The organism is Salinivibrio sp. MA440, assembly GCF_001996265.1.
Classification (GTDB): domain Bacteria; phylum Pseudomonadota; class Gammaproteobacteria; order Enterobacterales; family Vibrionaceae; genus Salinivibrio; species Salinivibrio costicola.
On sequence record NZ_MUFI01000007.1, the window covers coordinates 83,145 to 96,543 of the forward strand.

Sequence of the window (13,399 nt, forward strand, 5' to 3'; positions counted from 1 at the left end):
ACTCTAAATCGCTAAAAATGACTATATTTCGATACTTTGAATATAATGCGATAATGACAAAAAACATCACAACAGGTGATATGAAATTAATAGCGTGCTCAACATAGTCTCCAACTGTAGACATTGAAAATAACAAAGAAGAGCTGAACACTATATAGATGAAACCCACTAACGGAAAATATCTATTCTGCATAAAAGTCTTATTTAAATTAGTATTTAGGTAAAGGAACAATAAAAAAACCGAAAAACACTACCAATATATAAATACAAAATCGATTGAAAAATCACTCCTCACTGAAGATATGATGTTTTTTAGGATCAAGATCTCACTCTAGTGACCTCATTATTTTTATTCCATTGCTATCTATGACAGATAAGGTATTTCTACGCTATCAAAAAACCAGCCAAGCGGCTGGTTTCGGTATAGATTTATCATCGATTGTCGGAGCGGTTTATATAAGCCTAGGTCGCGGTGCGGTGAGTCGCATCGTTGGCTTGTCGCAACAGGCCTTGGCTTTCTTGTAAAAAACGTGGGGCATAGTCGCCAAACCAGTTTTCCACTTGCGCAAACGCATCGACAAAAGTGGCTTTGTCGTGTTGTTCAAGCAAATCAATCGCTTCGCCAAAACGCTGGTAAAAACGCTTGATCATCGCCAAGTTTTGCGGTGAGGACATAATAATATCCGCATACAAGCTTGCATCTTGGGCAAACAGACGCCCCACCATGGCAAGCTCTAAGCGATAAATCGGTGAGCTTAGCGCAGTAAGCTGATCGAGATTGGGGTTTTCTTCTGCCAGATGGACCCCGTAAACAAACGACGTAAAGTGACGTAGCGCTTGGATCAGCGTCATGCCTTCATCATGCTCAATGGCACTGATCCGGTTTAACCCTGCGCCCCAAATACGAAATTGCTCGAGCAGCCATTGGTATGCCTCAGGCTGTCGGCCATCGCAATACACCATTACCTGTTTAGCAAGGCTGGCCACATCTGGGCCAAACATGGGGTGCAGGCCAACCACTGGGCCGGAGTGCACGGATAACATCGCTTGTAGCGGACCGGATTTCACCGAAGTGAGATCCACCAATAAGCAATCGTCTGGCAGCTGGGTCAGTTTACTAATGACCGTTTCCGTGACGTCAATCGGCACCGAGACCACCACCATCCCCGCATCGGCCAGCAGGGCATCGGCATGCTCCCAATCCTCTTTATCCAGCACCGCAACCTGATAACCCGACAAACGGAACAAGCGAGCAAATAAGCCACCCAGCTGGCCTTTACCCCCAATCACCACCACCTGACGTAAATCTGGGTTTAGACACTTAAAGCCAGAGTCATTTTCACTGCTGTAAGACTCACGCATGGTGCGACGCAGCACATCTTCAATTAAATCCGGTGGCACCCCTTGCGACTGTGCTTCTTGACGACGCGAAGCGAGCATCGCCGCCTCACGGTCCGGTGCATAAATGGGCAAGCCATGCTGGCTTTTCACCTCCCCCACTTCTGCTACCAGCTCTAAACGGCGCGCGAGCAAGCTCACCATTTGTTTATCGACATCGTCTATTTGATCGCGCAGTCGGCTGAGTTCCGCCACCATGGTTTAGTCCTGTTGAGTACGTTGTTGAAGAGAGGTTGCCAGCTCTTGGTGAGCATGACGTAACAATTGTTCGGTAGACGCCCAATCAATGCAAGCGTCCGTGATCGACACACCGTACTCCATCTCATCTTTAGACAAATCCGCCGATTGGTTACCCGCGTTAAGATGGCTTTCGATCATCAGACCAATGACAGAGCGGTTACCTTGTTTGATTTGATGGATCACATCTTCTGCCACCAATGGCTGGCGGCGGTAATCTTTACGTGAATTCGCGTGGCTACAATCCACCATCAGGGACGGGTTGAGTCCCGCAGCTTCCATTTGCTGCTCGCATTCGGCGACGGAGACTGAATCGTAGTTGGTTTGCTTACCACCACGTAAGATCACATGCCCATTAGGGTTACCTTGCGTTGTAAGCAGTGCCACTTGGCCCGCTTGGTTGATCCCCATAAACCGGTGCCCAGACGCGGCGGCTTTCATCGCATTAGTGGCGGTGGCCAGATTGCCATCAGTACCGTTTTTAAAGCCGATTGGCATCGACAAACCACTGGCCATTTCACGGTGGGTTTGTGATTCGGTGGTACGTGCGCCAATCGCCGCCCAGCTAAACAGATCACCAATGTATTGCGGGCTGATTGGGTCCAACGCTTCAGTGGCCAACGGGATCCCCATTTGTGCTAAATCCGTGAGCAGACCACGCGCTTGCTTTAAGCCAGATTCCACATCAAAGCTGCCATCCAGATGCGGATCGTTGATTAACCCTTTCCAGCCAGTAGTGGTCCGCGGTTTTTCAAAGTACACCCGCATGACAATAAACAGGTGATCGCTGAGTTCATCCGACAAGGCTTTCAGACGACGCGCGTAGTCTTTCGCCGCTTCAACATCATGAATAGAGCAAGGACCACACACCACCAACAAGCGATGATCGCGTTTATGAATAATATCCGCCACTGTCTCGCGTGCCTCACTGATAGCAGCCCGGGTACTTTTTTCAATAGGGAACTGCGCGCGAAGCTGCTCTGGCGTCAAGAGCACCTGCTCATCACGGATATGAATATTGGTCACCGAATCTTGCTGCATAGCCTTGCCTTTAATGTTCATCATGTTTTACACAAACAATACCAGCCTATATTTTAAAAGCAATACAAACTGTACTTATTTATTTACTCTGTAAGTAATAATTTACACTAGAGATTACAATAGAGTCTTACAACGGCAACCGTTACTATAGCGCATTGGTTTTTTTGTGTGGGTCGTTATGGCACTGATTCTCTCACTTCTTCAGCAAATGAGCGTCTATCTGGTTATCGCCTATTTGCTCAGTAAAACACCGGCATTTATGCCACTGCTGAGTATTTCGGGGCGACTGTCGCATAAAGTTGTTTGTTATTTTCTTTTCTCTGGCTTTTGCATTCTCGGTACCTATTTTGGCTTGGGGATTCAAGATGCAATTGCCAACACCCGTGCGATCGGCGCGGTCATGGGCGGATTACTAGGCGGCCCATTTGTGGGCTTTTTGGTCGGGCTAACCGGCGGTTTACATCGCTACAGTTTAGGCGGCTTTACTGACTTGGCTTGCGCCATTTCGACCACGGCAGAGGGCTTGATTGGTGGTGTAATGCATCGCTATTTGGTGTCGCGCAATCAAACCAGCCGTTTATTCTCTCCCACAGTCGTGTTAGGGGTAACCTTCGTTGCCGAGTTAGTGCAGATGGCGATTATCCTCGCGGTCGCTGAACCCTTTAGCCGCGCGTATGAACTGGTTAGCGCGATTGCCGCCCCCATGGTGATTGCTAACTCTATTGGCGCGGCGATGTTTATGAGCATAATTGTCGACCGGAAAACCCTGTTCGAGCGCTATTCAGCGGCATTTTCCAGCAAAGCACTCAAAATTGCTGAACGATCGGTCGGCCTTTTAAGCAGCGGGTTTAATCAACAAAGCAGTGAACAAGTCGCTGCCATTATTCAGCAAGAAACCGGCGTTGGGGCGGTGGCGATTACCGATAGAGAAAAGATCCTTGCGTTTACCGGTATTGGCGATGACCACCATCTCCCCGGTACGCCAATTGCCTCTGATTACACCCGTCGCGCGATTGCCGATGATCAGCTGATCTATATTGATGGTGCGGATATCCCCTATTGCTGCTCACTTTCTCCTTATTGCAAGTTGGGATCAGTACTGGTGATCCCACTACGCGGAGGCGATGGCTATGTACTGGGGACGGTGAAGCTTTATGAGCCAAAACGTAAGCTCTTTTCGGCCATTAATGTCACCATGGGCGAAGGGATCGCCCGATTGCTCTCGAACCAGATTTTAACCGGCCGTTATCAGCGTCAACAAAGTTTGCTCACCCAGGCCGAATTAAACTTATTACGCGCCCAAGTCAATCCGCACTTTTTGTTCAATGCCTTAAATACGATTAGTGCGGTGGTCAAACGCGAGCCAGAGCGGGCACGCCAATTGATCCAACATCTATCGACTTTTTTTCGCAGTAACCTTAAGCAAAACCGCGAGACCGTCTCGCTTGAGCAAGAGCTGAATCACCTTGATGCCTATTTAGAGCTCGAACATGCCCGTTTTGCCGATCGCATGAGTGTGGAGAAGCAGATTGATCCCGCTATCTTACACGCGGTGATCCCAAGTTTTACCTTACAGCCTTTGGTCGAGAATGCGGTGAAACATGGGATCAGCCAATTGATGGCAGACGGCAAAATTATTATTCGTGGCTGGCAAGAAGGCGAATGCCTGTATTTACAAGTGGAAGACAATGCCGGGCTTTACCAACCCGCAGCACAACACTCAGGACTCGGCATGCGTATTGTTGATAAGCGTGTACGAGGGTTGTTTGGCGGCCAATATGCGCTAAAAATGACCTGTCAGCCTGATATATGGACACGGGCAACCGTCACTTTGCCCTTCACGTATCAAACGCCCAATAAGGAGAGAGAGGCATGATTAAGGCATTGATTGTTGATGATGAGCTGCACGCCCGCGAGGCGTTGGAAGACGAGTTGCTAGCGGTAGGCGGTGTTGACATCATAGGGCAATGCAACAATGCCATTGACGCACTGAAAGCCATCAATCAAACCCGTCCAGACGTGGTGTTTTTAGATATTCAAATGCCGCGAGTGACGGGATTAGAGCTGTTAGCCATGCTCGATCCCGATACCATGCCCAAGGTGGTATTTGTCACCGCCTATGATGAATATGCGGTACAAGCATTTGAAGAAAATGCGTTCGACTACCTGTTAAAGCCCGTTGAAACCGTGCGATTAAAAAAATCCTTGGAAAAACTCACTCGTGAGCTACGCCAGAAAAACGACTACCGAGCAATGACACCAACGTTGGATTTGCTTCCCTGTGCGGGACACAGTCGGATTACATTGATCCCACATCAAGAGGTCGAAGTTGCGCGGACCGCCTTAAGTGGCGTCGCACTGCTCACCGCAAAAGGCGAGTCTACCACGCACCTATCACTCAAGGTCTTGGAGGACAAAACCCCCTTAATACGCTGTCATCGCCAATACTTGATTCACCCCGCCGCTATCCGCGAAATCCGCTTACTCGACAATGGCCTTGCTGAGGTGATTACCTCCTCAGCGCATGTTGTGCCGGTGAGCCGACGTTACTTAAAAGCGTTAAAAAATCAATTGGGGCTTAACTAACCCAGACTTATACGCCAGTGCTCAATAAAATAGGCTATTAGATTGGCTTTGAGAATCGTGATGACCACGCTGCCATTCCATTCTAAAACGCTGAGATCCTGGCCGACTTTCACATACGCCCATATACGGATTTCCGTCTAGCCCAAGCTGATAGGCATGAGCAGGATCGCAGTAATCATCAATACCATGGATGTAGCCTTGCTCGTAGTCGAGATAATTTGCATTCATCGGCCCAGTCGCTTTACTTGCCAGGGTTTGTAAATCTTTCACGGATCGCTGTGGCAAACCACGCTGACCATCTTGCTCCCCCAAGCCATACCAATTTTGATCGTCAACCAAGCCTTGGGTGGTAGAAGCAGCGCACCCGGCCAAAAGTAAAACGGCGAATAATAAAAAAAACGTCTGTTTCATGCCCTGTCCTACCCTCATAAAAAAGCCTCAGTAAATACTGAGGCTTAGATCTTAGCGTATTTGACTGAATATTGCTTGAAGACCAGTCATATAGCTGAGCGCAGACCCATCAGCTATAACGCCTTACCTATAACTGCTTTTCATTGGCGATTAACTGCGAATTGGGTTTATAACCGATAAAGAACCCAATTGTGGCGACAACGGTTGCCCCGACACCAATCATGGTAGCGATATTCATCGGTAAGCTAAAACCGATTTCAGCATTGGCCAAATAAGTGACAGTTACCGCGGTCATAAACATCGCAGGAATGGTGCATACCCAGTGCAGCTTATCACGCTTAATAAGATAGGCTGCCGCGGCCCACAACATGATCATCGCGGTAGTTTGGTTAGCCCAGCCGAAGTAACGCCAAATCACGCCAAACTCCGCTTTGGTGATCAAAAAGCCGACCACAAACATGGGGATCGCAATCATCAGGCGCTTCACCATCGGTTTTTGCTGAATATTCAGAAAGTCGGCGATAATCAGACGCGCAGAACGGAAAGCAGTGTCGCCAGAAGTGATCGGCAACACAATCACCCCTAATACCGCCATAATGCCGCCGACCGTGCCAAGTAGCGAGGTGGAAACCTCATGCACCACCGCTGCCGGGCCACCGTTAGCGAGCGTTTGATTAAGCGCGTCACTCGATTCATAGAAGCTTAAGCCCAGACTACACCAGATAAGCGCAATCACACCTTCACCAATCATGGCGCCATAAAAGATAAACCGGCCTGACTTTTCATTCTGCATACAACGCGCCATTAATGGCGATTGGGTGGCGTGGAAGCCTGATACCGCACCACAAGCGATGGTGATAAACAGTAATGGCCATAGTGGCAGATCGGTCGGATGGAAGTTGGTGGCAAAATCGAGCCCTTGGCTGTAGAAGCTGTGATCGCTCACGGCCAAGCCGATAATCAAGCCCACCGACATAAAGACAAGCAAAGCGCCAAATATAGGATAAAAACGGCCAATAATTTTGTCTATCGGCACCACGGTGGCCAATACATAGTAGGCAAAGATAATGCCCACCCACAGCGCCACGCTCATTTCTGACAGACTACCTAACAACTTGGCTGGACCGAGCACAAACACCACGCCCACCAGCATCAAGAGTAACACCGCAAAGAAGTTCATAAAATGTTTAGCGAAGTTACCGAGATGCTCGCCCACGACAGAAGGGACAGATGCGCCATTGGCACGCACACTGAGCATACCAGAGAAATAATCATGCACGGCGCCGGCAAAAATGCAGCCAAACACAATCCATAGCATGGCAACAGGGCCATATAACGCACCGAGTATTGGGCCAAAAATCGGACCGAGGCCTGCAATATTAAGCAGTTGAATCAGATATACTTTCTTATCTGACAGTGGCACAAAGTCGACACCATCGTTCATGCTCATGGCCGGGGTCGCTTTTTGCGGTTTTGGCCCAAAAATTTTGGTAATGAAAGTGCCGTAGGTAAAGTAGCCGACAATCAAGGTCACTACGCAAAGTAAAAACCAGGACATAATTGCTCTCCGTGTCGTTAGCAGCGCTGCTGCCAATCTTTTAGTAGGGGACAGATGCCATTTTGCCGATTGCGTTGTCGAATACACGCGCTTTAACGGCGAGTGGTCGCCGGTGCAGATAAACGGTTGTAAACAGGATTAAGTGGTGAGGGCGGTGAAGGGTGAGGTGTGAATGAGCCGATTGGCCATTAAAAAAGCCCGTCCTACAGGACGGGCTTTTGAGCAATAAACGCCATAGGGGCGATTACTTCTTGTTAAGACGCTCTTTGATTCGAGCTGACTTACCAGAACGCTCACGCAGGTAGTACAGTTTGGCACGACGTACTGCACCGCGACGTTTAACAGTAATGCTGTCGATAACTGGCGAATGGGCTTGGAAAGTACGCTCTACACCTTCACCGCTAGACATTTTACGTACGGTAAATGCAGAGTGTAGACCACGATTGCGCTTAGCGATAACCACACCTTCATATGGCTGCAGACGCTCACGGTTACCTTCTTTTACTTTAAGCTGTACCAGGACAGTGTCACCTGCTTGAAACTCAGGCAGGTCTTTTTTCATTTGCTCGTCTTCGAGCTGCTTGATGATGTTACTCATTATTTATAACCCTAGAATAAACTGAAACTCAATTTGATTCGGCACTTGCACGATGTTCTTTGATGAACTCGGCAAGTAGTGATTCCTGTTCGTCAGTCAGAGCTAGGTTTTCCAGGAGCTCTGGTCGTCGTAACCAAGTGCGACCTAGCGATTGTTTTAATCGCCAGCGACGAATGTCCTTATGATTACCGGATTTTAGCACCTCTGGTACCACCAACCCATCTAACACTTCAGGACGCGTGTAGTGTGGACAGTCTAACAACCCATTGGCAAAGGAATCTTCCTCTGCTGACGCCATATCGCCTAGCACACCCGGTACAAACCGAGCAACAGCATCGACTAACGTCATCGCGGGCAGCTCGCCCCCACTAAGCACAAAATCTCCCACTGACCATTCTTCGTCAACGTGAGTTTGAATAATGCGCTCGTCTACCCCTTCATACCGGCCACAAATCAAAATAAGTTTATCATTGCTCGCCAGCGACTCGACCCCCGCTTGATCGAGCTTGCGCCCTTGCGGAGAGAGGTAAACCACTTTCGCTTTATCGCCTGCGGCTTGTTTAGCGGCATGAATCGCATCGCGCAAAGGCTCTACCATCATTAACATGCCCGGGCCACCGCCGTAAGGTCGGTCATCGACCGTACGGTGTTTGTCGTGGGTGAAATCACGCGGATTCCACGTTTCGACGTTTAACAGCCCTTTTTTTACCGCTTGGCCCGTGACTCCAAAATCAGTGACCGCTCGGAACATTTCTGGAAACAGGCTGATAATGCCAACCCACATATTTCCGCTCGCTTACTGTTGGAGTTTAAAAACCAGGATCCCAGTCAACTTCGATCCGTTGAGCAGTGCGATCAATCGACTTGATGACCTGCTCTTCAAGGAACGGAATTAAGCGTTCCTTTTTACCAAAAGCATCTTTCAGGTTGGCTTTAACGACAAGCACGTCGTTCGAGCCTGTTTCAAGCATGTCAGTCACAGTGCCGAGGTGATAGCCTTTTGCATTCACCACGTCCATACCAAACAGCTCACGCCAATAAAACTCTTGATCTGATAAAGCAGGAAGCGCTTGTGCACTGACTGCAATCTCAGCGTTGGTCAGCATCTGCGCGTCTTCGCGCTGATCCAGCCCCGTAAGTTTGGCGACATACCCTTTATTGTGGCGTTTCCAGTCTTCAACCTCGAAACGTTGCCACTGCCCGCGCACCTGGATAAACCAGGGTGAGTAGGCAAAAATGCTTTCAGCATCTTCAGTGTAAGAAAAAATCTTGAGCCAGCCTCGTATGCCGTACGACGAGCCTAGCTTGCCAACGACAATCGTCTCTTGCTCACTCATTTCTTCTTTTAACCCTGACACTGATCAATTACGCCGCTTGCGCTGCGTCTTTGACTAGCTTAGCAACACGGTCAGAAACCGTTGCGCCTTCGCTAACCCAGTGGTTTACGCGATCCAGGTCAAGGCGTAGTTTCTCTTCCTGGCCTTGAGCAACAGGGTTGAAGAAACCAATTTTTTCGATGAAGCGACCGTCGCGCGCCTGGCGGCTGTCAGCTACAACGATTTGATAAAATGGGCGTTTTTTCGCGCCATGACGTGCCAAACGAATGGTTACCATATCGTCCTCATTTGCATTACTTAATAAAATTGGCCCCGTTTCGCGTAAGCAATGCGGGGCCTCGTGCCAAAATAAAGCTCGGGAATTTTACTCTTTATTGCTGTGAATGCAACTGGTTTAGTCAAATTTCCACCAGCTGTCCCCAGCCTCACAGCGAGTTATCAAGCCTGCTAGCACTGGGCTAACAAGCAAAATATCGAATCGGATTAACCCATGAATCCGCCAGGGCCGCCGGGACCACCACCGGGTGGCATCATGCCCTTCATTTGGCGCATCATATTGCGCATGCCACCTTTTTGCATTTTCTTCATCATCTTCTGCATTTGGGTGAACTGCTTAAGCAAGCGGTTGACGTCTTGCACCTGGGTGCCTGAACCGGCGGCAATCCGCTTTTTGCGTGACCCTTTGATGATTTCTGGACGCTGGCGCTCACGCGGTGTCATCGAGTTAATGATCGCTTCCATCTGCAAGAACATTTTATCATCAACGTTATCTTTCACGTTATCAGGCACATTGGACATGCCAGGCAGCTTATCCATCATGCCCATCATGCCACCCATGCCCTTCATCTGCTCAAGCTGATCACGAAAATCGGCCAAGTCGAAGCCTTTCTTCTGCTTGAACTTCTTGGCCATTTTCTCGGCTTTGTCTTGATCGACATTACGCTCGAGATCTTCGATAAGCGACAGCATGTCGCCCATCCCCAAGATACGGGATGCCACCCGGTCAGGATGGAAAGGCTCAAGTGCGTCTGTTTTTTCACCCACACCCAAGAACTTAATCGGTTTACCGGTGATATGACGCACCGACAGTGCGGCACCACCTCGGGCGTCACCATCAACCTTGGTCAGAACCACACCCGTCAATGCCAATGCATCGTTAAAGGCTTTGGCGGTGTTCGCCGCATCTTGGCCTGTCATGGCGTCTACTACGAACAGGGTTTCAACAGGGTTGATCGCGCGGTGAACGTCTTTGATTTCGCCCATCATGGCGTCATCGACATGCAAACGACCCGCCGTATCGACGATCACTACGTCATAAAATTTTAGCTTGCCGTGCTCAACCGCGGATTGAGCAATATCGACTGGATTTTGGTCAGTGCTGGACGGGAAAAAGTCAACCCCCACTTCGCTAGCCAAGGTCTCCAACTGTTTGATCGCCGCCGGGCGATACACATCGGCAGACACCACTAACACTTTTTTCTTTTCTTGCTCGGTAAGCATCTTACCCAGCTTACCCACACTGGTGGTTTTACCCGCCCCTTGCAAGCCCGCCATCAAAATCACTGCGGGCGGCTGCGCCGCAAGATCCAATTTTTCATTGGCGTCGCCCATCACCGCTTCAAGCTCAGCTTGAACAATCTTGATAAACTCTTGCCCTGGGGTCAGGCTTTTAGAGACTTCAATGCCAACGGCGCGTTCTTTGACGCGTTTAACAAAATCACGAACCACAGGGAGCGCGACATCGGCTTCCAGTAGCGCCATACGCACTTCGCGCAGGGTTTCTTTGATATTGTCTTCCGTTAATCGTCCACGGCCGCTCACATTTTTGAGCGTCCGGGATAAACGTTCTGATAAGTTTTCAAACATGCGTTACTCGCCCACTCGTCCTATTGGCCCATGATTTTTCATCTGGGTGCAATCGCTGTCGCGAAATTACTGAGATTATACCGCAATCCCCCCATCACTTGCATGTATCGATAGCGACAGAGATTGAGGCAAGGTATACTCACACCTTCATTCTTATTGATTAACTGACTGATCGGTGACGATGGAAATTCTGACAGCCTTGTTGGCATCACTGCTTTATCTGGCCGCCATTTTGCAGATCATCCCCGGCTTGTCCAGCAACAATCAAATTAGTGCGAAGCCGGTCTTTTTCACCGCACTGGCTGCGCTGGCGTTACATGCTTATCTGCTCAAAGATCTGATTTTATCAGGAAGTGGGCAGAATCTTAGCATGCTCAACGTCGCCTCCTTGGTGAGTTTTATCATTGCGATGATGACGACCGGGCTAATTTTCCGATTGCGGCTATGGTTCTTGCTGCCGGTGGTTTACGCCTTTGCAGGACTAAACCTTGCGAGCGCGACCCTGCTGCCCGGTGCCTTTATTACGCATCTTGAATCACACCCAGAGGTGCTATTACACATTTCTCTGGCTCTGTTTTCATACTCAACATTGATGATTGCTACCCTGTACGCATTGCAATTGGCTTGGCTGGATTATCAGCTCAAACACAAAAAGCGCCAGGTGATTAATCATAATGTTCCTCCTTTAATGATGGTGGAGCGTCAGCTTTTCAACATCATTTTAGTCGGACAAGTATTATTAACACTCACTCTAATCTCTGGTTTTGTCTTTGTCGATGACATGTTCGCGCAAGGAAAAGCGCACAAAGCCTTCCTCTCGATGGCCGCTTGGGGAGTCTATGGTGTGCTCCTTTGGGGGCATTATCAGTCCGGCTGGCGTGGACGTCGGGTGGTCTGGTTTAGTATCGTGGGCGCGTTTCTCCTTACTCTGGCCTACTTTGGTAGCCGGTTTGTTCGTGAGATATTGATTGCAGGCTATTGATTACGCGCATTTAGCGTAAACCCTCGAGCACACGCTCTGATTTTAAAACAAACGTAAGGAACAGTTCGTTGGACGACATATCGACGGGAATATTGATTTCCCTTTTGGTATTGCTTATCGTCATTTCCGGTTATTTTTCCGGGTCTGAGACAGGCATGATGGCACTTAATCGGTACCGGTTGCGCCACCTCTCTAAATCAGGCCACAGTGGCGCTAAGCGGGTCGAAAAACTGCTTACTCGGCCAGACCGATTGATTGGGCTTATTCTGATCGGTAATAACCTGGTAAATATTCTTGCCTCTTCAATCGCGACCGTCCTCGGGTTACGTTTGTATGGCGACGCAGGGATTGCGATCGCAACCGGTGTGTTAACGATGGTGATCCTGGTGTTTGCCGAAGTCACGCCCAAAACGCTGGCTGCTCTTTATCCAGAGCGCGTATCGTTTATTAGCAGCCATTTGCTCACCATCCTAATGAAGGTGTTTTATCCGCTTGTTAGCCTGGTGAACTTTATCACCAATGGTTTTTTGCGCTTGTTAGGAATAGGCGCTAAAGCCGACGGCAAAGATAATCTAAGCACCGAAGAGCTGCGAACCATTGTCAACGAAGCCGGTAGTTTGATCCCCCGTCGTCACCAGCATATGTTGCTATCAATTCTAGAGCTTGAAGAGGTGACCGTGGATGACATCATGGTGCCACGCAATGAGATCACTGGGATTAATATCAATGATGACTGGAAGTCCATCATGCGCCAATTCACGCATGCCCCGCATGGAAGAATGGTGTTATATCGCGATACCATCGACGAGGTGGTTGGGATGCTGCGCGTCCGCAAAGCCTATCGCCTGATGGTTGAGAAAAACGAATTTAATAAAGAGACGCTGCTTCGCGCCGCCGATGAAGTCTATTTTATTCCGGAAGGCACGCCACTGAACGTACAAATGCTTAAATTTCAGCGTAATAAGCAACGTATCGGCTTAGTGGTAGACGAATACGGCGACATGATTGGCCTGGTGACGTTAGAAGACATTCTCGAAGAGATCGTGGGTGAGTTTACCACCTCTTTATCACCGAGCTTGGCCGAAGAGATTACGTCATTGACCGATGGTGGCTATTTGATTGAAGGTAGCGCCAATATTCGCGATTTGAATAAGAGTCTTAACTGGACCTTACCCACTGACGGCCCCCGTACCCTCAATGGTTTAATTCTCGAGCACTTGGAGGATATCCCTAAAAGCCGCTTGAGCATTGAAATTGATGGTCACCATATTGAAATTGTCGATGTTGCCGACAATATGATCAAGCAAGTCAAAGTCCTCCCTACAGACCAACCCGACGCCAATATTAGTGTTTAGACCATGCAGCGCACAACGTTAACTCTCACA

The 13,399-nt window shown here is 49.0% G+C and carries 13 protein-coding genes; 4 read left to right on the forward strand and 9 right to left on the reverse strand.

All coding sequences use genetic code 11. From position 1 onward, the window contains the following. Window positions 1–462: 462 nt before the first annotated feature. Both tyrA and BZG80_RS03605 read right to left on the reverse strand, forming a co-directional pair. Window positions 463–1,596, reverse strand: a complete 1,134-nt coding sequence (tyrA, locus tag BZG80_RS03600) for a bifunctional chorismate mutase/prephenate dehydrogenase (protein WP_077678764.1) — start codon at window positions 1,594–1,596, stop codon at window positions 463–465. A gap of 3 nt (window positions 1,597–1,599) precedes the next feature. Next, window positions 1,600–2,676, reverse strand: a complete 1,077-nt coding sequence (locus tag BZG80_RS03605) for a 3-deoxy-7-phosphoheptulonate synthase (RefSeq protein ID WP_021022054.1) — start codon at window positions 2,674–2,676, stop codon at window positions 1,600–1,602. 178 nt (window positions 2,677–2,854) lie between these two features. Here BZG80_RS03605 and BZG80_RS03610 point away from each other — a divergent pair, with 178 nt between their 5' ends. Both BZG80_RS03610 and btsR read left to right on the forward strand, forming a co-directional pair. Further along, window positions 2,855–4,552: a sensor histidine kinase gene (locus BZG80_RS03610; protein ID WP_077459762.1), complete on the forward strand. Its 1,698-nt coding sequence runs from the start codon at window positions 2,855–2,857 to the stop codon at window positions 4,550–4,552. Further along, the gene (gene btsR, locus BZG80_RS03615; protein WP_077646085.1) at window positions 4,549–5,262 is read left to right on the forward strand and encodes a two-component system response regulator BtsR; all 714 of its coding nucleotides are present in this window, start codon (window positions 4,549–4,551) and stop codon (window positions 5,260–5,262) included. Before BZG80_RS03610 ends, btsR begins: the two co-directional genes overlap by 4 nt. A 21-nt stretch (window positions 5,263–5,283) precedes the next feature. On the opposite strand, the gene BZG80_RS03620 is transcribed toward btsR, so the two are convergent. From BZG80_RS03620 to ffh, 7 genes are all read right to left on the reverse strand, one after another. Next, entirely contained in the window at window positions 5,284–5,673 is a 390-nt protein-coding gene (locus BZG80_RS03620; RefSeq protein WP_077576449.1) for a DUF2799 domain-containing protein, read from the reverse strand. A 127-nt stretch (window positions 5,674–5,800) separates the two neighbouring features. Beyond that, window positions 5,801–7,231 carry a carbon starvation CstA family protein gene (locus BZG80_RS03625; RefSeq protein ID WP_077678765.1) on the reverse strand — a complete coding sequence of 477 codons (1,431 nt, stop codon included), beginning with the start codon at window positions 7,229–7,231 and terminating at the stop codon, window positions 5,801–5,803. A gap of 244 nt (window positions 7,232–7,475) precedes the next feature. Beyond that, window positions 7,476–7,829, reverse strand: a complete 354-nt coding sequence (gene rplS / locus BZG80_RS03630) for a 50S ribosomal protein L19 (protein ID WP_021022059.1) — start codon at window positions 7,827–7,829, stop codon at window positions 7,476–7,478. A gap of 28 nt (window positions 7,830–7,857) precedes the next feature. Beyond that, window positions 7,858–8,613: a tRNA (guanosine(37)-N1)-methyltransferase TrmD gene (gene trmD / locus BZG80_RS03635; RefSeq protein WP_077576447.1), complete on the reverse strand. Its 756-nt coding sequence runs from the start codon at window positions 8,611–8,613 to the stop codon at window positions 7,858–7,860. Between the two features lie 25 nt (window positions 8,614–8,638). Then, the gene (rimM, locus tag BZG80_RS03640) at window positions 8,639–9,166 is read right to left on the reverse strand and encodes a ribosome maturation factor RimM (RefSeq protein WP_021022061.1); all 528 of its coding nucleotides are present in this window, start codon (window positions 9,164–9,166) and stop codon (window positions 8,639–8,641) included. 28 nt (window positions 9,167–9,194) lie between these two features. Then, window positions 9,195–9,443, reverse strand: coding sequence for a 30S ribosomal protein S16 (rpsP, locus tag BZG80_RS03645; protein WP_021022062.1), 249 nt, complete (start codon window positions 9,441–9,443; stop codon window positions 9,195–9,197). 206 nt (window positions 9,444–9,649) lie between these two features. Further along, entirely contained in the window at window positions 9,650–11,032 is a 1,383-nt protein-coding gene (gene ffh, locus BZG80_RS03650; RefSeq protein WP_077459766.1) for a signal recognition particle protein, read from the reverse strand. Between the two features lie 181 nt (window positions 11,033–11,213). Between ffh and BZG80_RS03655 the strand changes: the two genes are divergently transcribed. Both BZG80_RS03655 and BZG80_RS03660 read left to right on the forward strand, forming a co-directional pair. Continuing rightward, window positions 11,214–12,014 (forward strand): cytochrome C assembly family protein, encoded by an 801-nt coding sequence (locus tag BZG80_RS03655; RefSeq protein ID WP_021022064.1) that lies wholly within the window; start codon window positions 11,214–11,216, stop codon window positions 12,012–12,014. 68 nt (window positions 12,015–12,082) lie between these two features. Beyond that, entirely contained in the window at window positions 12,083–13,369 is a 1,287-nt protein-coding gene (locus BZG80_RS03660; RefSeq protein WP_077646079.1) for an HlyC/CorC family transporter, read from the forward strand. Window positions 13,370–13,399 lie beyond the last annotated feature (30 nt).